This window comes from Rhodococcus sp. MSC1_016 (genome assembly GCF_023667485.2).
Taxonomy (GTDB): domain Bacteria; phylum Actinomycetota; class Actinomycetes; order Mycobacteriales; family Mycobacteriaceae; genus Rhodococcus_F; species Rhodococcus_F oxybenzonivorans.
Window position 1 is genome coordinate 4,327,971 of the sequence record NZ_JAMOZI020000001.1, and the last position, 20,022, is coordinate 4,347,992.

Consider the following 20,022-nt stretch of genomic DNA (forward strand, 5'->3'; position numbering starts at 1 on the left):
AAAGGCGTGCACCCCTGAAATGTTCAGGGGTGCACGCCTTTCAGTACTCGAACAGGAACATGCCTAGGGGATGGCTATACGCCCCTCGACTGCGGCCAGCCCGATGTCCTTACGGAAGTGGCTGCCCGGCAGCTTGATTGCGGCGATCTTGGCGTAGGCGTCCTCGCGTGCTTCGCTGAGGTTCGCGCCGACCCCGACAACACTGAGTACACGCCCGCCCGCCGACACCACCTGTCCGTCGACGAGCTTCGTGCCGGCATGGAGAACGCCCTCCCCGTCGGCGCCGCTGATCACGTCACCCGTGCGGGGCGTCGCCGGATAGTGCTCGGCCGCCACCACCACGGTGACCGCCGAACCGTCCTGCCATTCGAGCGGCGGAACCTGATCGAGCGTGCCGGTGGCCGCCGCGTTCAGCAGCTCACCCAGCGGACTCTTCAGCAGGGCGAGTACCGCCTGGGTCTCGGGGTCGCCGAAGCGGCAGTTGAACTCGACCACGGCGGGGCCATCTTTGCCGATTGCCAGACCGGCGTACAGCAGGCCGCTGAAGGAGCTGCCCCGGGCGACGAGCTCCGCCGCGACGGGCTTGACGACGTCGTCGACGATCTGCGTGACCATCTTCTCGGGCAGCCACGGCAGCGGGGTGTACGCGCCCATCCCGCCGGTGTTGGGTCCGGTGTCACCGTCGCCGACGCGCTTGTGGTCCTGGGCAGGGAGGAGCGGCACCACGGTGTCGCCGTCGACGACGCAGAACAGCGACACCTCGGGGCCGTCGAGGAACGATTCGAGGAGGACCGGGTGCCCGTTTTCGAGCAATTCGGCGGCGTGATCGCGGGCAGCGTCCCGGTCGGTGGTGACCACGACGCCCTTGCCTGCCGCGAGGCCGTCGTCCTTGACTACCCAATTGGGTCCGAAGCGGTCGAGTGCTTCGTCCAGCTTGGCGGGAGAATCGACGATCTCACTGTGCGCGGTCTTCACACCGGCGGCGGCCATCACGTCCTTGGCGAACGCTTTGGAACCCTCGATGCGCGCGGCGTCGGCCGACGGGCCGAAGCAGGCGATTCCCGCCGCGCGGACGGCGTCCGCAACACCCAGCACCAGCGGGACCTCGGGGCCCACCACGACCAGGTCGGCTTCGACCTTCTTCGCGAGATCGGCGACTGACTCCCCGGAGGCGATGTCGACAGGGTGCTGCTCGGCGATCTTGGCTATCCCGGCGTTCCCGGGAGCGCACATCAGGGCAGTGACACCCGGATCACGAGCGAGGGCGAGGAGGAGGGCATGTTCACGGGCTCCGGAGCCGATAACGAGTACGCGCACGGTGTCAGCGTACGGGCCCCGGAATGCCACCGGTGAGGGTGGCCGGGAACACCCCCCCGTGAGTACTTCTTAACAGCAGGCGGTTAAGAAGTACTCACGGGCGACGGCACTACCCTCCGCGACGGCGTGGGCGACCTTGCGCGGAACGAGTGCGTCGCCGATGACATGGACGCGTGCGCCTTCCGGCGCGAGGAGCGACCAGTCGAGCGAGCGCCGCTCACCGGCAACGACTACCCGATCGACGTCGAGACGCGCCTTCTCCCCCGACAGGGTGTTCTCGAACTCGACCGTGCTGTCGGAGACGCCTACCAGCGAGGACAGCACCTGCACGTCGACCGGTTTGCCCGACAGCCGACGCAGATACTGGACGCGACTCTCCGGAGGAAGACCGGAGGCGAAGGCCGGGGCAGGCGTCAGGACCGTCACGCGGTCGGCGCCCGCGGCGAGCGCCGCTTCGACCGAACTTGCCGCAGGCCACAGCCCGAATCCGTCGTCGACCACCACGACGTGGCCGGCGCCGCGCAGCAGCTCTCCTCCCCCGATCAGCGCCTGCGAGGAGAGCAGGGACTGCGCCCCTACCGCTTCCGCAGGAAAGGTCTCCACGGCACCGACGGCCAGGACCACCTCATCGAAATCCTCCAACTCCGTGGCGCATACCGCGTGGCCCAGGCGGATCGACACCCGCGGCATGGCGACCGAGTAGTAGTCGAGGAGGCGACGCCAACCGCTGCGGTTCGGCGCGTCCGCGGCTATCGCAAGCTGGCCACCTATCCGCTCTCGCTGTTCGAAGAGTGTGACGTCGTGGTCGGATGCGAGCCGCATCGCACACTCGAGCCCGGCGGGGCCGGCGCCTACGACGGCGATTCTTCGCCGGGTACTCGATCGACGCGTGGGACCCAGCGTCAACGGATGCGCGGGACGTGTGGACTGGCCCGGTGGTGCAAGGTCAGGATTGACCGAGCAGAGAAGGACCGGGTCGAATGCCCTGCAGTCCTCGTTGCACGACACACAAGGTCGGATCGACGCTTCCTGGCCGGTCAGTATTTTTCTGGGGAAGTTGGGGTCCGCTATCAGCGGCCGGGCGACACCGACGAGGTCGGCTCCCGACTGCAGTGCTGCTTCGATGGATGCACCGGTGCGAAAGGACTGTGACACCAGCAGCGGCGTCCGGGTGGCGGCCCGCAACCGTCCGACCTCACCGAGTAGCGGTGGGTCGGCGATAGCCATGTCGCGGACGTAGGTGGTGCGAACGCCGACGGTGACGTTGACGAAGTCGAACTCGGAGAGGTGCGGCAGCACCTCGCAGAGCCCGTCCACACTCAGGCCGGCCTCGTCTTCGCCTTCGGCAGACACGCGAACGCCCAGGACGACCCCGGGGCAGGCGTCACGAATAGCGGACGCGATGCGGTCGAGGATGAGGACACGCCGAGCAACCGTTGCAGCGTCTGGGCCGAAGTTGGTGTTCGGTGAAAGGAATTGCGCCAGCAGATATCCGTGCGCTGCGTGCAGTTCGACGACCTGAAAGCCGGCGGTCCACGCGTGAACAGCGGATACACGGAAGGAGTCGACGATCCCGTCGACATCGGCGTGAGAGAGGACGCGTGGTCGCGTCGGTTCACGAGGCGAGCGGACGTCGGTGGGTGCGACGGGATGGCTCCACAGTTCGGCGCCGAGCGTTTCGCGCCCGAGGTGCACGAGCTGGCAGGCCGCTGCGGCTCCCTCGTCGGTGATCGCCCGCGCCCGCGCCTCGAGACCGGCGACGACTTCGGGACGCCAGGCCTCGGTGATGTTGCCGTTGCGATTACTCGAACCGGGTGCCACCACGGTGCCGCCGACGATGAGCATTCCGGCGCCGCCGGCCGCACTGCGGCGCCAGTAGTCAGCGTCTCCGGGTGACGGGATACCGCCGGCGACTGCCCCGGATGCGTGCGCCGTGCCGACCAGCCGGTTCTTCAACCGGAGTGAGCCGAGCTGTAGCGACTGCGCCGCACGAAGTGTCGTCATGCCAACCTCCTAAGTGAACTGGATTCACTTCACGCTAGCAGGTGATTGACATCACAAGAAGATTTCCTTAGATTCAAACTGATATCAGTTCACTTCAGGAGGCATCATGCCGTTCGTTCTCGTCGACCGCGCAGCAGCGGACGCCGCCCCAGTGCTCCGCAACGACGCGGACACGGACGGAGGTGGCGCGCCTCCCCTCGATCCGTCACCGAACACACAGGTTCGCATTCCGCGAACCGATTCCGGAAGGACCTTCATGCCATGAGAAGTGTGCCGATAAAGCTGATGGCCGTCGCGGTGGTCGCCGCTTTCGCCTCCGCCGCTTGCGGATCCGGTGGTTCAGGTGTCAATAGACCAGTGTCCGGCAGTTGGGACGACGTCGTTGCCGCAGCCAAAGGCGAAGGCAGTGTGCTGCTGTACTCGAGCCAACTCCCCGCCAACCTCGAAGCCCTCGAAGTGGCCTTCGAGCAGGAGTATCCCGAGATCTCCCTCGAGTATGTCCGGGGAACTGACGCCGACATCAACCCGAAGGTCGAGGTCGAGAATCAGACGAAGCGCGGCACCGCCGATGTGCACATGATGACCGACGCCGCGTGGATCGAAACAGCTGCCGCGTCGGGTACCTACTCGACCGACCTCATCGGCCCGGCATTCGATGCGCCGGACTACGAACCACAGTCGAGCATCATTTCGGACAAGTTCTTCCTGACGAGTGCGGCGGTCTTCGCACTCGGATGGAACACGACGGCGCTTCCGGGTGGGCTCCGGAAGCCGGCAGACCTCCTCGACCCGGCGTTGAAGGGCAAGATAGGTATCGTCAACCCATCGGGGATCGCCTCCTACGTCGATTTCTACCGCTTCTTCGAGAAGAACTTCGGTGCCGATTACCTTCAGAAGCTTGCGGAGCTGGAACCGCGGATCTACCCGAGTGCATTGGGGGTTGCTCAGGCCCTGACCTCCGGCGAGATTGTCGCAACCCCGGTCGTGCAACCTTTGGTGCGCGAGAAGGAATCGGGCGCACCGGTAGACTGGGCCCTGCCCTCACCCCCGTGGGGAACGCCTTGGTTCACGCACGCTCTTTCCGCGGCACCGCACCCGAATGCGGCTCAGGTGCTGGCGAATTTCATGGTCACTCCGGCCGGCCAGAAGGCATTGTCACTCGGCTACGCGAGCGCCCTCCCCAACATCGAAGGCAGCGTCGCACGAGCCCAGGACATCACTCTGCCCAATCCTTCCGATCTGACGCCCGAATCACTCACCGAATACCAATCCGACTGGGAACAGCGATTCATCCAGTGACTACATACGACGCGCGACTGCGCGACACCTGCGCTCTCGTCACCGGTGCTGCACGAGGGATAGGCGCCGCAACCGCCGAACTCTTCCACGCCCACGGGGCAACGGTCTACCTGTGCGATGTCGACGACGACCTCGGCAACGGCGTTGCGGCGAAACTCGGTGCGCGGGCGCACTACCGGCACCTGGACGTCACCGAGGAGTCTCAGTGGAAGCGCGTGACCACCGAGATGGCAGATCGCGGGCATCCGATGCGGATCCTCGTCAATTCCGCAGGCGCCGCTTCCAAAGCCTCCATCATGGAGACTTCGCTCGCCGACCTGCGGCGCATGATCGACCTCAATCTCGTGGGCACCTTCCTCGGCCTGCAAGCCGCAGGCGCGGCGATGACCACCGGGGGCTCCGTCGTCAACCTCTCTTCGCTGCGTGGTGTTCTCGCGACTGCCGAGCTCGGTGCGTACGGTGCATCGAAGTTCGGTGTTCGCGCCCTGACCCGCGTTGCGGCGCTGGAGTTCGCGGAATCGAATATCCGGGTCAACGCGGTCTGCCCGGGCAGCATCGACACGGCAATCACCGCCGGCTCCGACTTCGCCGACGATGACATGGAGGCCTACGTGAAATCCATTCCGTTGCAACGACGGGGACTGCCACTGGAGGTGGCGAAGGCCATTCTATTCCTCGCGTGCGAGGACAGTAGTTACATCACCGGCTCCGATCTCATGATCGATGGCGGAACCTCCGCGGGCGCAAGGACCCCGAAGCGTTCGTCGCCGTGAGGCCCAGTTGCCCACAGCGTCTTGCACCGGGGTCACACCAGCGCTATCGTCAATTGAATTGAATTCACTTTACTTCCGGACCAAGTCCGGAAGCAGGCCGTCGAACTGACGCCATTCCCGACAAACCACTCGCAACCAAGCAGGTGCCAAGGTGACATCGCAATTCAGGGTTTCCAACCTGACCAAGACCTTCGGGTCGAACACCATCGTCGATCAACTAGACCTCGACATCGAGGACGGTGAGTTTCTCGTCCTCCTCGGACCGAGCGGTTGCGGAAAGACGACCACGCTCCGCTGCATCGCCGGCCTCGAAACACCCGAGGACGGGTCGATCACCTTCAAGGACCACACCGTCTTCGATGCGTCGACCCGGATCAACGTTCCAGCGTACAAACGCAATATCGGCATGGTCTTCCAGTCCTACGCGCTGTGGCCCAACATGACGGTGCGAGAGAATATCCGGTACCCGTTGAAGGTTCGGCGGATGAAGAGCGCTATCGCCGCCGGACAGGTCGAGACCGCAGCGGGCATGGTGGATTGCGGAGCCCTGCTCGACCGGTACCCGTCCCAACTCAGCGGAGGACAGCAACAGCGAGTGGCGGTGGCCCGCGGCTTGGTCGCCCAACCCGACCTGGTGCTGTTCGACGAACCGCTGAGCAATCTCGATGCACGCCTGCGCGACCAAGTCCGGTCTCAGATTCACCAGCTCCACCAACGTCTGGGCTTCACAGCCGTTTTCGTCACTCATGATCAGGCCGAGGCGTTTGCACTCGGTGACCGACTCGCCATCATGAAGGCCGGCAAGATCGAACAGTACGACACCCCGGAGCGGGTGTACGAGACCCCGTCCTCCGACTATGTCGCCGCGTTCATCGGGATGGCGAACCGACTCGAACTCTTCCGGCGGCACGAGGGGTGGACAACGCGGGCCGGGACGGCTATCGAACTCGACACCGCCGGCATCTCGGGCGAATACATCAGCGGCGATGCGGCTCTCGGAAGACTTCGGCCCGAAGACCTGACGCTGCACCGCTCACTCGACGAAGTCCGCCCGGATGATGTCGGCCTTACCGGCGAGCTCGTCACCTCGGAGTACGGGGGTCGTTATTTCGACGTGACGGTGAACGCCGGAGGTGAACGGTTGTACCTTCGCGCAGATGCCGTACGGCACGGGGCCTGGTTGCGCGGCGCCACCCCGGGGTCGCCCCTGGCAGTCAGCTTCTCCCCCACCAAGCTACGTGTGTTTCCGCACCCGGACAGTCACGTGGACCCCAACATTCCCGTGCTCGCCCAGGCCGTCGCCGGATCGGAGGCGTGATGGCTACGGTTGCTGTGCGCGCCGGGGCACGTCCGATCGTTCTGGGTACGGTGTGGCGTAGCCGGCTCGGGTACGCCGCCCTGCTGGCGGTTCTGGCGTATCTCGTCGTTCTGCCGCTCTTCCGATTGCAGTCGCTGGCGTTCGAGGACGGCGCTCGCGGGTTTCAAGCGCAGTACGGCCGGTACGACATCGGCCAGACCATCAGGACGACCATCGCCCTCGCGGTCTCGTCACTCGCCATCGCAATGGTTTTGGGAACGGTACTCGCGTTCGCGGCGAGCAGGCTGCCACGCCGGCTGAGCTTTCTCAGAATCGTTCCCATCCTGCCCATCGTGATGCCCGCGGTAGCCAACGTGGTCGGGTGGGCATTCCTGCTCTCCCCCGGGCCCGGGTACCTGAACGCACTACTGCGCAAGCTTCCCTGGTGGAACCACGTGACCTCTGGGCCCGTCGACATTTACAGCACACCGTGGATCATCATTCTCACGGGTTTCGGACTCACTTCCTTCGTCTACCTTTTCGTCAGCGCGGGAATGCAGAACATCAGTTCCGAGCACCTCGAGGCGGCCCAGATCAGCGGATCGTCGACGCTCGGGGTGTTCTTCCGGGTAGTTCTCCCGCTGCTGCGCCCCTCGCTGGTCTATGGCGGCGGAATTGCACTGCTGCTCGGTCTCGGCCAGTTCACCGGTCCTCTCCTACTGGGACAGAACACTGGTGTGAAGGTGCTCACCACCGAGATGTATCGGCGGGTGTCGGAGTCGCCGGCGGACTTCGCCGCCGCAGCCGCGGCTGGCTCGCCGCTCGTCATCTTCGGTGTCGTCGTCGTACTGGCGCAGAAGATGCTCCTCGGCAATCAGTCACGCTTCGTCACTCACGGCGGAAAAGCGTTCGCTCCCGACACCGGCCGCTCGGCCTGGGCCGCCGTGTGCATTTCGGGCTATGCGATGCTCGCACTCGTCGTCCCGCTGATCGGACTCGTCATCGTGGCGGTGTCGCCTTATTGGTCGGAGACACTGTCTTGGAGCCTGTTCACACTCGACAACTTCCGGGCACTGTTCCAGACGGCGAGCATCGTCGACTCGGTGTACACGAGTCTCCTCACCTCCGTGGTGGCGGTCGCCATCTGCGTGCCCATCGGCTACCTCACCGCCACGCTGCTCGTGCGCGGCCGCAAACACAGGGTGCTGGGAACCATCGGTGACGTCATCACCGCTCTCCCCCTGGGTATTCCCGCGGTGATCTTCGGCGTCGGATTCCTGCTCACCTACACCCAGCCTCCGCTGATCCTCTACGGGACCAAAGCGGTCATCATCCTCGTCTACGTCGTACTGATGGTGCCCTTCGCCACCCGAATGCAGATGACGGCCATGCTGTCGCTCGGAGAGACCTACGCCGAGGCGTCGGCGACAAGCGGTGCGAGCCCGTTAGTCACGAACGTCCGGGTGATTCTGCCGCTGATGAGGCCGGCCGTGCTCAGCTCCATTGCGTTGATGTTCATCCTGCTGACTCACGAGTTCGCCGCCTCTCTGCTCGTCCGCGCCGCCACGACACAGGTGATGGGTACGCTTCTGTTCGACCTGTGGGAGAACGGGTCCTACCCGCTGGTGGCCGCAATGGCCCTGCTCATGACGGCCGTGACCAGCATCGGTGTCGTGATCGCGATGCTCGTCGGCGGACGAAACGTTCTGAGCAACCTCTGATGGCGACCGTATTCCTCCGGATTCGAACGAGTGACAAGGAGTCACGATGAGCGTCGGCCCTGACCGGCTTCGCAACAAGGTCGTCCTGGTGACGGGAGCGACCGGTGGTATCGGCGCGGAGATCGTCCGCAGGCTCGCCGAGGAAGGCGCCCACGTCGTCGCTACCGATCTCGAGAAATCAGTCTGCACAGACTTACTCGACACTCTCGCCCAGCCCGAACGTCATGCCGCGCACGCCTTGGACGTCTCCTCCGAGGAACAGTGGGAGGCCGTCGTCGCGGCGACCGAGGAGACGTTCGGCGCATTACACGCTCTGGTCAACAATGCGGCCATCGGCAGCGTTGCCACCGCGCGGGACGAAACGCGATCCCACTGGGATCGGGTGATCGGGGTCGGCCAGACCGGCACGTGGCTGGGCATGAAACATGCCGGCCCGCTGATCGAGCGGAGCGGCGGCGGTTCGATCGTGAACATGTGCTCGATACTCGGCACCGTGGGCGGTGTGGGTAACAGCGTCGCCTACGCAGCCGCCAAGGGCGCCGTCCGCACGATGACCAAGAACGCCGCCCTGCATTGGGCGAAAGCGGGAGTACGGGTCAATTCGCTGCACCCGGGGTTCATCGGTACGGCCCCATTGCTCGAGCGTTGGGAGGGCAGCGAGCGTCACCGCCAGATGCTGGCCGGCACCCCGATGGGTCGACTCGGCCGCGGTGAAGAAATCGCGGCCGCAGTTGCCTTCCTGGCCGGCGATGACTCCACGTTCGTCACCGGCTCGGAGATCTACGCAGACGGCGGGTGGACGGCGGCCTGAGCGAAGCAGAAGAACTGGCCCCCGCGTGATGCGTGGGCCATGTTCTTCTGTGTAGCCGCTGGAGCATCAGCGTAGGCGGCACAGCGTCTTTCCGACGGTGCGGCCCTGCAGCATCGCGACGATGGCGTCCGGCGCCGACCCGAGGCCGTCGAACACCGTCTCCTCGACAACGAGGCGACCGTCGCGGAGGTAGCTCCCGACCTCGGCCCGCATGTCGCCGAGCAGATGGTCGTACGCTCCGGCCCGGAAACCCTGCACCGTCAGGTTTTTCGCAACGATCTGAAAGAGATTGCCCGGACTCGGTGCCGCCGTGTCCGCGTCATAGGAGGCGACGGCGCCCGCCATGGCCACCCGGCCGCCTGGCCGGAGGTGATGCAGGGCGGCCTCGAGATGCGTTCCACCCACGTTGTCGAAATACAGGTCGATGCCGTCGGGTGCCGCGCTCGCGAGCGCTCCGGCCAGGTCCGGGCTGTGGTAGTCGAATGCGGCATCGAGTTTCAGTTCGTCCAGTAGGAATCTGACCTTCTCGCCGGAACCGGTGCTGCCGACCACGTGGTGACCTCGGAGCTTCGCAATCTGCGCGGCGAGACTGCCGACCGCACCCGCGGCCGACGAGATCCACACGACGTCTCCGCTCGTGAGTCCACCGATGCACTGCAATCCCACGTATGCCGTGAGCCCGGAACTGCCCAGCGCTCCGAGATAGGATTGCGGCGGGTGCACGCTCGTGTCGAGGCGTGTCACGCCACCGGCCCCGGCCAAGGTTTCGCTGCCCTGCCGGACCACCGCGAACTCGCGAAAACCTTTGATGTGCAGAACCGTGTCGCCCTTCTCGAAGCCCGGGTCACGGGACTCGAGTACCTCGCCGACAGCCAACCCGGTCAGCGTCTCCCCGATGCGGAACGGTGGGAGGTAGCCCGCGGGGCCCGTGGAGCCGAGACGCATCCTGACAGACGGGTCGATCGACGACCACGAGTTACGCACGAGAATGTCGCCGGGCATCAGTTCTTCGGGAACCGTCACCAGGTCGTGGTGGAAGTCCGACGGGCGGACCTTCCCCTGGGGATGGCGCGCCAGTTTCAGCTCATGACTCTGCATGGGATCCTTCCGCACTCAGGCGACGGAGAAGACGTCGCTGTCGTCTCGTCTTCGAACTGCGAGCCGGCCGCGATCGACCAGGGTATCGAGGTGGGCGAGGGACTCACAGGTGGCGATCATTTGGTTGAACGGGTCGAGCGTGGAGAACGGCTTCTCGCGTCGGGTCCACATGACCGCGTCTGCGACGGTCGTCGCGGTCGCAGGCCCCAGCGACACCAGCGCGTTCTGCATAGCCATGAATCGTCGGTCATGATGTGCGAGTAGCTCTTCGACTCGGACATGCACGCTCGGTGTCGGATCTCCGTGCGCCGGCAGGAGTTGCGCATCGGGGCGGTCGAGCATTCGGGACAGCGAGTCGAGGTAGCGCCCCAGGGGCAGGTCCCACTCGCCGAGTTCGAATCCGATCGACGGAGTGATCGAGGGTAGGACGTGGTCTCCGCTGAAAAGCAGGCCGCGCTGGGTATCGTGAAAGACGATGTGTCCCTTGGTGTGACCCGGAGTGTGTACTACGTCGATCGCGTGCTGCCCGATCCGAAGCGGACCCGCGTCGAGCCAATGGTCGGGCTCTTCCCAGTCCGACAGGTAGAACGGTTCCGCCGCGGTCAGAATCTCGACAGTGTCTGCCAGGACGGGGGCTCCGGCGCGGCGGAGCTCGTGCAGCGAATCCGTCGGAACGTTGCTGCCGAGAGCACTGACGGCCGCCAGTCCGTCCGCCTCGGCAGCACCGAGGTGGACGCGTGAGCCGTGGCGGCGGCGGAGTTCGACGGCGAATGTGTAGTGATCGCGGTGCACGTGGGTGACGTAGATGTCGTGAATCTGCGCGGTGGTGCGGCCGATCCGGCGCAGTGCGTGCTCCATCTCCTCGAAGGTGTTGTCGACGCGCCATCCGCCGTCGACGAGCGCCAGGCCGTCCGGGGTCTCGAGGGCGTAGACGTTCACCGCACCGAGACCGTCGTCAGGCATCTGAAGGGGCACTCGATGCACACCGGGCGCCACCTCGTAACAGCCCGGCTCCATCCAGGGAGCCCTCACGATGTGCCGCTGCCCATTCCGACCATCGTCTTCTCCTCGCCCATGACGAGGATGCGCTTTCCACGCATCTGACCGACGTTCTCTACAGCGGCAAGCCATTGCGGGCTGGCGAGCGCGGCATCGAGGTCCTCACGGGAGTCGAAACTCAGAATCGAGACGCCGTCCCATTCCCGCGACCTGTCGTCCATCGCGTCGAGCACTTCGGTGTGCTGCCAGCGCCGCAGGCCCGGGAGCGGGTAGGTCACATCGGCGTGTTCGCCGCGCCACCACTGAATGAACTGTTCATGACTCCAGTCGTGCGGACGGGCGGCCAAGACGATCAAGTTGTACATCATCACTCCATAACTGACCTGAATTAAGTTCACTTACTGTTGGTATGCGAAAGCCCCTCCGCTCATGCATGCGTTATGCGCGGACGATGCGCAGAGTGGCGTCGCGAACTTGTCGGTTGAGCTGGTCGAGACTCATGTCGCCGTCGGGCCGATACCAACGCCAGACGCTGACGACTAGCCCGAGGACCAGTCGGGCCATCAAACGTGGATCCGCGTCGGCGAAGACCCCGGCACCCATCCCTTTCGCGATGAGGAAAGACCACTCTTCTTCGATCGAGTTCACCAGTGCACGGGAAGTCTGGCGCTCCGCTTCTTCCTTCTCGGATTGACGGGGGGTGGCGAGCAGATCCATGTGGCTGTGCAGGATGCGTCGCTGCAGGGCGTCTCGGGGGGTCGCTTCCAGGGCACTGGTGACGGCGGCGCCTAACGCCTCCACCGGATCATCGATGCCCTCGATTGCAGCAGCGAATCGCTCGAGGGACTCCGCCAGTTCGAGACGCATGATGGTCAGCAGGCAGTGACCCTTGGACTCGAAATAGTGGTAGAGCGCCGTCTGGCCGATGCCGACCTCGTCGGCGATCGACGCCCATTTGGTGTGCTCGAAGCCCACTTCACCGAAGCGTTCGATCGCGGCCGTGAGGATGAGCCCGCGCTTGGAACGCGGACCATCGCGGAGCGTCATGGCTTCTACGGACACGGGATCCCCATCCATCTGTTGTCGGTCGGTACCGGTAAGAATACCTGAACTGAGGTCAAGTCGGGTCGCATTCAGGGGCTCGCGGTACCGGCGAGCAGACGTGTTGCAAGGTCCACCGCATCCGGCCGAGACAGTTTCCCTACCCTGTTCTGCGGCAGGTCGTCGATCGCGAAGACGAACTCCGGCCACTTGAATTTCGGAAACCCGATGCCGTCGAGGTGCGCGGTCACCTCGGCGAGGGTGATCGGCGCACCCATACTCACCACCAGGGCCGCGGCGCGCTCACCGAGCAGCTCGTCCGGAACCGGCACCACGCACACCTGCGACACGGTCGGAATGCGCGCGACGGCAGCCTCGACCTCGTTGATATCGATATTGCGGCCGCCACGGATGATGATCTGCTTCTGCCGTCCCATCACCCGAATGCTTCCGTCCTCCGCGACTTCGACGAGGTCGCCGGTAGGCAGGAATCCGTCCGCGGTGAGTTCGGGCGGTGCCGGAATGCCTGCCCGCGCATAGCCGACGAACAGAGAAGGACCCTTGACCTGTGCATCGCCCACCCGCCCGGCCGGAAGGGGAGCGCCAGAATTGTCCACCGCTCGGACGACGGTGCCGGGGAAGGGACGACCGTCCCGCCCCAGGCGCACGGCCGGCTCGTCCGAGGGCAGCGGGGTGGTGTGCCCGAGGCACTCGGACATACCGAACACCCGCAGGAACGTCGTGCCTAGAGTTCGCTCGGCGCGACCGAGCGCACCGGCGTCCATCGGCCCGCCGCCGACGGTCATCGCTTTCAGCGAGGTAAGCGCACCCGTAGCGTCCGGCGCGACGGCCAGCTGGAGCGCCATGGTGGGGACAAGCATCGTCCACGCAACCTGGTGTTTCCGGATGACCGTAAGCGCGGCAGCAGGTTTCCAGCCGTCCATACAGACCATCGGCGCGCTGAGCATCGCGGGGAGGTAGAGACCGAAGCAGAATGCGGCCACCGACGAGAGCGGGACGAACGCGGCAACCGGATCCCCGGGTTCGAGGCCGACCGCGTCGATGGTGCACCGGCCTGCGTAGCGGATCGCTGATTCCGACTGCACCACGCATTTGGGATGTCCGGTCGACCCGGACGTCATCGCAATCGCGATCCCGCCGTTCCATCGCTCGACATCGCTGACTGGCGATCGCGACCAGCGCACCGACCAGCCGCCCAGCGCGCTCGCCTCGTCACCGAAGCGGTCGTCCGGTGCACCCCAGTGCGCAAGGGACTCCCGGTCGCCGATCACCACATCGGGTGCGATGTCGTGCAGGGCCACGGCGAACTCCGACGGGCCGGCATGCCTGCTGAACACGGCGACCACACCGCCCCGCAGCCCGACCGCAAGCGCCGCGGTCAGTGTCCGCCAGCTGTTGTCCGCCTGCACGAGCACGGTGGGCGATCCCCCGGGGCCGGCGTCCAACAGTGCGGCGAGCTCGGTCGCCGCCGCAACGATGGCGGCACGAGTCCACCCACCCGACGCATCGACGACCGCGACCTCGTCCGGCTCACTCTCTGCACGAGCCACGAATTCACGCGCCAGCTCCCACATCACGCAGCCTCCTCTTGGTTACTGAATCACAGTTGTTTCGGTCATGACACACATTGTCGGTGGTCACGGCACGAGGACGGCGCGCCCGCGGATCGCCCCGCGGCGCAGCCGGTCGTATATGTCGAGGGCGTCGTCCAAGCGGTATGCGGTCGACTCGACGCTCAGCAGCCCTCGATGCGCAAGATCGACTACCGCCTCGAGATCCGCGCGCGTTCCCCAGAACGGGGCGCTGACCTGCCAGCCGTTGGGTAGTCCGAGGTCCTTGCCGACTGTGAGCCGGCCTCCCCCGCTGCCCACGACCACCAGTCGGCCGCCGGGTCCGAGTAACTGCGCTGCCGCGTTCGTGGTGGCGTCTGAGCCCACGAAGTCGAAGACGACGTCGGCACCGGTCGACTGAGGAATTCTCGCGATGTCGGCGAATGCCGCGTCGGCTCCCAGCCGCATCGCAAGCGCGCGGGATTCCGGTCGCGGATCGACGGCGAACACGGTGCCGCCGCCGAGCGCGCGGAGAATTTGGACGGCGAGGTGGCCCAGTCCCCCGACGCCGACCACCACGGCTACCGATTGGTCGTCGACGAGATCCTGGTTCGTACGAATCGCGTGGTACGCCGTCAAGGCGGCATCGGCGAGCGGGGCGGCACTCTCCGGAGCAAGCCCCCCGGTGCGTACCACGAACCGTTCCGTGGGAACGATCATGGCCTCGGCCAGGCCGCCGTCGTAGCCGAGACCGTTGCCGATCGCGGGAAGCCGGCCGTCGGCCCGCCGACGCAGTTCGTGACAGTAGTTCTCTCTGCCTCGTCTGCAGTTGCGGCAGTCGCCGCAGGACCACACGCCATGGACCACTACGGACTCGCCGACCCACGAACTGTCGGCGGCGGGGCCCACACCGACAACGGTTCCGGCCACCTCGTGCCCGAGTGTGAGCGGCAGCGGGTAGTCGAAGACACCGGCGGGTGCGTCCATGACGTGCAGGTCGGATCGGCAGAGCCCGGCCGCCCGGACTTCGAGCAGCAGTTCGGCTCCCTGGGGTTCGGGGACCCGGACGGGCAGGACCTGCGCGGGTTCACCCCACCCGGTCAAGCGCACGGCTTTCATCGTCTCGATGGTCACCTTCCTCACCTACCTGGCTGCCCAACCGCCGTCGACGACGAGGGTCTGTCCGGTGACATACGAAGACGCGTCCGATGCGAGGAACAGCACGGCACCGTCCACTTCGCCCGCGCGGCCACCGCGGCCGAGCATCGTGTTGCGACGCACCCAGTCGGCTGAACGCTGGTTGCTGAACAATCCGTCGGTCATTTCGGTATCGAACCATCCGGGCACGACGGCGTTGACACGGACGCCCCGCCTGCCCCACTGACCCGCGAGCTCGCGGGTCAGACCGAGGATGCCCGCCTTCGAGGCTGCGTAGCTCGCGCCGCCGATGGGTGCTGTGGACACCAACCCGATGACCGAGGAGATATTGATGATCGAGATCCCCGCGTCGTCCGGAACCCCCGACGTGGCATAGGTGGCGAGATGGAATCCCGCTGCGAGATTGACATCGAGAATCGACGAGAACCCGTCGGCGGTTTCGTCCTCCGCGTTGGGCGGTCCGGGCTTTCCGGCATTGTTGACAAGGACGTCGACGTGGCCAGTTCGTTCGCGGGCGCGGTCGACGAGCCGGCGCCGGTCGGCGTCGACGGTGATGTCGCATTCGACCGGGACCACGGTGTCGACCTCCTCCGCCAGCGCGGCGAGCCGATCGACTCGGCGGGCTGCGGCAAAGACCGTCGCGCCTGCCGACGCCAGTGTCCGCGCGAATCCCATTCCCAATCCGGACGACGCACCCGTGACGACGGCGACGCGACCGCTCAGCTCGAACAGCTCGGGTACCTGCATGTGTTGGCTCCTACTCGTGTTCGTGGCACCCGCGTCAGTAGACGGCGGTGCGTCCGCCGTCTACGGGGATGATCGCGCCCGTGGTGTACCCGGCACGGTCACCGGCCAGATGCACGACGAGGCCGGCGATCTCATCCGGACGCCCCAGCCGTCCGGCCGGAAGCCGATCGACGATCTTCCCGATGAACTCGTCGTCCCATTCGGCCGCCATGTCGGTCGCGAATCCGCCCGGCATGATGCAGTTCACTCGCACCTGGGGCGCGTATTCCTGGGCGAAGGCCATCGTCAGCGCGTTGAGGCCGTTCTTCGACGCCGCATACATCGCCTCCGGCGGGCTGGGCCGCAGCGCTCCGATACTCGAGATATTGATGATCGAACCGCCCCCTGCCGCACTCATTCTGGCTCCGGCCACCGCCATCAGCCGGAACGGGCCCTTCAGGTTGACCTCGATCGTCTTGTCGAAGAGCGACTCGGAGACCGACTCGAGGTTCGGCGACAGAGGCGCGATACCGGCGTTGTTCACGACGACGTCGAGGCTTCCGAACTGGTCGAGAATGTGATCGACAGCAAGTTCGATCGCATCCCACTTTCCGACGTGCAGCGCGAGCGGTTCGGCGATTCCACCGGTTTCCCTCGCGATCGCGCGGGCCGCGGAGATGCACGCCTCCTCCTTGCGGCTCGACACGATCACGGTGGCGCCCGCGGCGGCCAACCCCGTGGCGATGGCGTATCCGAGCCCCCGGGTGGCACCCGTGACGAGCGCGACCTTCCCCTTCAACTCTGCGGTCGTGTTCATGCGTACTTCTTCAGTTCGAGGCGCGCGATCGTGCGCAGATGGACTTCGTTCGGGCCGTCGGCGATCTGCAGTGCCCTCGTGATCGCATACAGCCGGGCCAGGATGGTGTCGTCACTCACCCCTGCGGCGCCGTGCGCCTGCACGGCGCGGTCGACCACCCGATGGGCAATCTCCATGGCGGCAACCTTGATCGCCGCGACTTCCGAACGGGCAGCGGCGTTGCCCCGGGTGTCCATCAGCCACGACGACTCGAGGACCAGCAACCGAATCTGATCGATCTCCATCCGGCTACGGGCAATCCACTCGCGCACCACACCGCGGTCAGCGAGCGGTGCGCCGAATGCGTTGCGCTGCAGCACTCGTCGACACATCAGTTCGAGGGCCCGTTCGGCCATGCCGATCGCCCGCATCGCGTAGTGCATCCGTCCCGGCCCCAGCCGCCCCTGCGCGATCGCGAACCCATCGCCTTCGGCGCCGAGCATGTGGTCGGCGGGCACCCGTACGTCCGTGAACTGGACCTCACCGTGGCCGAGCCGGTCGCGGTAGCCGAACATGGGCAGATCACGGAGCACTTCGATGCCGGGGGCATCGGCGGGCACCAAAATCATGCTTTGCTGCCGGTACGTCGGAGCGTCGGGATCGGACTTGCCCATGAAGATGACAAGTTTGCAGTCGGGGTCGAGAATGCCCGAGGTGTACCACTTCCGGCCGTTCAGGACGTACTCGTCGCCCTCGCGGCGGATGGTCGAGGTGATGTTCGTGGCATCCGAACTCGCCACGTCCGGCTCCGTCATCGCGAATGCCGACCTGATCGTGCAGTCGAGGAGCGGCTGGAGCCAGCGCGCCTGCTGCTGCGGGGTGCCGTACATGGCGAGGATTTCCATGTTGCCGGTGTCGGGCGCCGAGCAGTTGATGGCTTCGTTGCCGATCACCGACCGGCCGACCATTTCGGCAAGGGGCGCGTATTCGAGGTTGGTGAGCCCGGCACCCCACTCACCGTGCGTCATGAAGAGATTCCACAACCCGAGCTCGCGGGCCTTCTCCTGTAGGTCCAGCATGACCTTCGGCTGCTCGTGGGGATTGTCGTTCGACCTGATCTGCTCGTCGTACACGGCCTCGGCCGGATAGACGTGCTCTTCCATGAAAATCCGCAGCTGCTCGAGCAGTCGCTCGGTGCGTGCGGAGTATCCGAAGTCCACGTGTCGTCCTTTTCTGATCAGGCGAGTAGCGCAGTGCCACTGCGAATGAGCTGTGAGATGGTGTCGGGCAGCCGTTCCTGGTCGGGGTCGTGGTGGCGGCCCTCGCGGTGCCGGCGCAGGTTGTGGCCCATGATCGCCGCCATTTTCAGACGGCCGAGTGCGTTGAACCAGTTCATGTCCGGCAGTGCCGGGTGGTCCCTGGTGTAGAGGTCGATCAGTTCATCCTCGGACGGCAGATCGGGCACGGCGCGCCCCACACCGGGAAAGTTCGCCCCGTCGGCGAAGACGAGGAACCAGCCCAATTCGACCCGTGGATCACCCAGGCTCCAGATCTCCCAGTCGATCAATGCGGCCGGCTCCGTGTCACGCGCGATGATGTTGCCCAGCCGGTAGTCGCCGTGCACCAGCGTCGGTGCGAGCGCCTCAGGGAGATCGTCGGCGAGCAGACGGAGCAACTCGTCGCCCCCACTGACGAGTTCGGGCGGAACAGCGTCCAGGGTGCGTTGCCACCGCGCCAACTCCGCGCCGGGTGACAACGGATCTCCGGCTGCCGGGATCGTGTCGATGGGCACCGCGTGCAGCAGCGGCAGTACCTGCGCGGCGCGGCGCATCCGCGCGGCCGCAACGGCCGGTTCGACCGCCGGCGTATCGAGTACAGGTTCGAGGGATTCCCCGGCAACGTACTCCATCGCGAACCACGCCGGTCCGGTCTCGTCGACGGCGACGATGCGGGGCACGGGAACCTCTGTGGCCCCGAGTGTTTGCATGATTCTCGCCTGGCGCAGCATGTCGTGTCGACCGATGGGACGTTGGCCTTCGGGAACGGCCTTGACCACGAGGTCGCCGTCACCGGTCCGGACTTTGTAGGTCAGCCCGGAGTGCCCTCCGAGTAGCGGCTCGAGTGGGCCTACGTCCAGGCCCGGGGTCTGCTCGCGCAACCGTTGCGCCACACGGTCGTCGAGGGTGATTGTCGCACTCATGGGCGGGGCTCCCTCGGCAGGCCGAGCACGCGCTCGGCGAGGATGTTGCGCTGGATCTCGTCGGTGCCGCCGGCGATGCGGTATCCGGGCGCGCCGAGCACGTGCTCGGTCCACGCAAACGTGCCCCACTCGCCCGAGTCTGCGATCAGGTCGCGGCCCAGCAACAGCCGGACCACTTCCGAAGTTCGCGCCATGGTGTCGGTGGCGAGCAACTTCCCCACCGAGGCCTCCGGGCCGGGATCCTTGTCCGCGACCACGGCGGCGGCTACCCGCATTCCGGTCACCCGCTGGACGTAGCTGCGCGTCACCAGATCCGCGACTGTGTCGCGTTCGATTTCGGACAGTTCACGACCCAGGTGACGGGCGAGTTCGACAGCCTGATCCGCGTTGGCCAGGCCGAGATTTCCGGCGTCGAGGCGCTCCGCTGCCAGCACGGTCAAGGCGACCGGCCAGCCCTGCCCCACCGGCCCCAGCCGGTAGTCGTCGGACAGTTCGACGCCGTCGAGGTAGACCTCGTTGAAGGAGCTGCCCCCGGTCATCTGGCGGATGGGCCGGACGGTGACTCCGGGAGCATCCATCGGGACCAAGAAGACGGTGAGCCCCGCATGTTTGGGCGCCTCGGGGTCGGTACGGCACACCGCGACCCCGAAGTCGGCGACCCGTGCGCCCGACGTCCAGACCTTGTGTCCGGTGATCGTCCACCGGCCATCCCGTTCGACTGCTCTCGTCCGGACAGCCGCCAGGTCGGACCCCGCTTCGGTTTCGGAAAACAGCTGACAGGCAATGATATCGGTGCGCAGCATCGCCCGCACGTACCGCTCGCACTGTTCGGGCGTTCCCCACTGGGCGATGGCCGGCGCGACCAGTTGCTGTGTCACCGAGAACATTTCGGTTCTCCGCGGCACGTCGAACGCGTTCTCCTCCCGCCGGAATGCAAGCACATACGACATCGGCAGAGCCCGTCCGCCGTACTCGACCGGCCAATTCATCGCCCCCCACCCGGCGTCGAACTTCGCCTGTTCGTACGCGCGGATGTGGTCGGTCTCGTCGCGCTCCTGCTCCGCCGTCCAATTTTCGAAGACGGCGACCGAGTCGGATCCCACTCCCCATTTGATCTGGGTACGCGGCTCGGCAACCGTCCGCAACCACGCTCGCGCGTCATCCACGAACTGGTCCACATCGGGCATCGTTGCTTGATTCATGGCTCTTCC

General features: G+C 65.8%; 19 protein-coding genes. 6 read left to right on the forward strand and 13 right to left on the reverse strand.

The window, feature by feature from the left end; translation table 11 throughout:
- Nucleotides 1-63: 63 nt before the first annotated feature.
- Nucleotides 64-1,317, reverse strand: coding sequence for a phosphoribosylamine--glycine ligase (gene purD, locus L1080_RS20050; RefSeq protein ID WP_250770787.1), 1,254 nt, complete (start codon nt 1,315-1,317; stop codon nt 64-66).
- 69 nt (nt 1,318-1,386) lie between these two features.
- Nucleotides 1,387-3,321, reverse strand: a complete 1,935-nt coding sequence (locus L1080_RS20055) for an oxidoreductase (RefSeq protein WP_250770789.1) — start codon at nt 3,319-3,321, stop codon at nt 1,387-1,389.
- Between the two features lie 106 nt (nt 3,322-3,427).
- Here L1080_RS20055 and L1080_RS20060 point away from each other — a divergent pair, with 106 nt between their 5' ends.
- The 6 genes from L1080_RS20060 (at nt 3,428) to L1080_RS20085 (ending at nt 9,222) form a co-directional block, all read left to right on the forward strand.
- The gene (locus tag L1080_RS20060) at nt 3,428-3,586 is read left to right on the forward strand and encodes a hypothetical protein (protein ID WP_159919557.1); all 159 of its coding nucleotides are present in this window, start codon (nt 3,428-3,430) and stop codon (nt 3,584-3,586) included.
- Entirely contained in the window at nt 3,583-4,620 is a 1,038-nt protein-coding gene (locus L1080_RS20065) for an ABC transporter substrate-binding protein (RefSeq protein WP_250770792.1), read from the forward strand. Before L1080_RS20060 ends, L1080_RS20065 begins: the two co-directional genes overlap by 4 nt.
- A complete protein-coding gene (locus tag L1080_RS20070) occupies nt 4,617-5,393 on the forward strand; it encodes an SDR family NAD(P)-dependent oxidoreductase (RefSeq protein WP_250770795.1) in 777 nt (258 codons plus the stop codon). Before L1080_RS20065 ends, L1080_RS20070 begins: the two co-directional genes overlap by 4 nt.
- Nucleotides 5,394-5,544: 151 nt before the next feature.
- Nucleotides 5,545-6,711, forward strand: a complete 1,167-nt coding sequence (locus L1080_RS20075; RefSeq protein WP_250770798.1) for an ABC transporter ATP-binding protein — start codon at nt 5,545-5,547, stop codon at nt 6,709-6,711.
- Nucleotides 6,711-8,411: an ABC transporter permease gene (locus L1080_RS20080; protein ID WP_250770801.1), complete on the forward strand. Its 1,701-nt coding sequence runs from the start codon at nt 6,711-6,713 to the stop codon at nt 8,409-8,411. The genes L1080_RS20075 and L1080_RS20080 overlap by 1 nt, the downstream gene beginning before the upstream one ends.
- Nucleotides 8,412-8,457: 46 nt before the next feature.
- A complete protein-coding gene (locus L1080_RS20085; RefSeq protein WP_250770804.1) occupies nt 8,458-9,222 on the forward strand; it encodes an SDR family NAD(P)-dependent oxidoreductase in 765 nt (254 codons plus the stop codon).
- Nucleotides 9,223-9,288: 66 nt separating this feature from the next.
- Here the strand turns inward: L1080_RS20085 and L1080_RS20090 are convergent, their stop codons facing one another.
- The 11 genes from L1080_RS20090 to L1080_RS20140 all read right to left on the reverse strand — a co-directional run bounded on the left by L1080_RS20090 (nt 9,289) and on the right by L1080_RS20140 (nt 20,013).
- Entirely contained in the window at nt 9,289-10,320 is a 1,032-nt protein-coding gene (locus tag L1080_RS20090; protein ID WP_250770807.1) for an NADP-dependent oxidoreductase, read from the reverse strand.
- A gap of 15 nt (nt 10,321-10,335) precedes the next feature.
- Nucleotides 10,336-11,337 (reverse strand): MBL fold metallo-hydrolase, encoded by a 1,002-nt coding sequence (locus tag L1080_RS20095; RefSeq protein WP_250771098.1) that lies wholly within the window; start codon nt 11,335-11,337, stop codon nt 10,336-10,338.
- An 11-nt stretch (nt 11,338-11,348) separates the two neighbouring features.
- Nucleotides 11,349-11,684 (reverse strand): EthD family reductase, encoded by a 336-nt coding sequence (locus L1080_RS20100; RefSeq protein ID WP_250771104.1) that lies wholly within the window; start codon nt 11,682-11,684, stop codon nt 11,349-11,351.
- Between the two features lie 73 nt (nt 11,685-11,757).
- Nucleotides 11,758-12,366: a TetR/AcrR family transcriptional regulator gene (locus L1080_RS20105; RefSeq protein ID WP_159926909.1), complete on the reverse strand. Its 609-nt coding sequence runs from the start codon at nt 12,364-12,366 to the stop codon at nt 11,758-11,760.
- Nucleotides 12,367-12,452: 86 nt separating this feature from the next.
- Nucleotides 12,453-13,955: a class I adenylate-forming enzyme family protein gene (locus L1080_RS20110; protein ID WP_250771109.1), complete on the reverse strand. Its 1,503-nt coding sequence runs from the start codon at nt 13,953-13,955 to the stop codon at nt 12,453-12,455.
- Nucleotides 13,956-14,018: 63 nt separating this feature from the next.
- Nucleotides 14,019-15,050, reverse strand: coding sequence for an NAD(P)-dependent alcohol dehydrogenase (locus L1080_RS20115; RefSeq protein ID WP_250771114.1), 1,032 nt, complete (start codon nt 15,048-15,050; stop codon nt 14,019-14,021).
- Between the two features lie 24 nt (nt 15,051-15,074).
- Nucleotides 15,075-15,836: an SDR family NAD(P)-dependent oxidoreductase gene (locus tag L1080_RS20120; RefSeq protein WP_159919543.1), complete on the reverse strand. Its 762-nt coding sequence runs from the start codon at nt 15,834-15,836 to the stop codon at nt 15,075-15,077.
- 34 nt (nt 15,837-15,870) lie between these two features.
- A complete protein-coding gene (locus tag L1080_RS20125) occupies nt 15,871-16,632 on the reverse strand; it encodes an SDR family NAD(P)-dependent oxidoreductase (protein ID WP_159919541.1) in 762 nt (253 codons plus the stop codon).
- Entirely contained in the window at nt 16,629-17,831 is a 1,203-nt protein-coding gene (locus L1080_RS20130) for an acyl-CoA dehydrogenase family protein (protein ID WP_250770811.1), read from the reverse strand. The genes L1080_RS20125 and L1080_RS20130 overlap by 4 nt, the downstream gene beginning before the upstream one ends.
- 17 nt (nt 17,832-17,848) lie before the next feature.
- The gene (locus tag L1080_RS20135; protein ID WP_250770814.1) at nt 17,849-18,811 is read right to left on the reverse strand and encodes a phosphotransferase family protein; all 963 of its coding nucleotides are present in this window, start codon (nt 18,809-18,811) and stop codon (nt 17,849-17,851) included.
- Complete coding sequence (locus L1080_RS20140; RefSeq protein ID WP_236603386.1) at nt 18,808-20,013, reverse strand: acyl-CoA dehydrogenase family protein; 1,206 nt, start codon at nt 20,011-20,013, stop codon at nt 18,808-18,810. Before L1080_RS20140 ends, L1080_RS20135 begins: the two co-directional genes overlap by 4 nt.
- Nucleotides 20,014-20,022 lie beyond the last annotated feature (9 nt).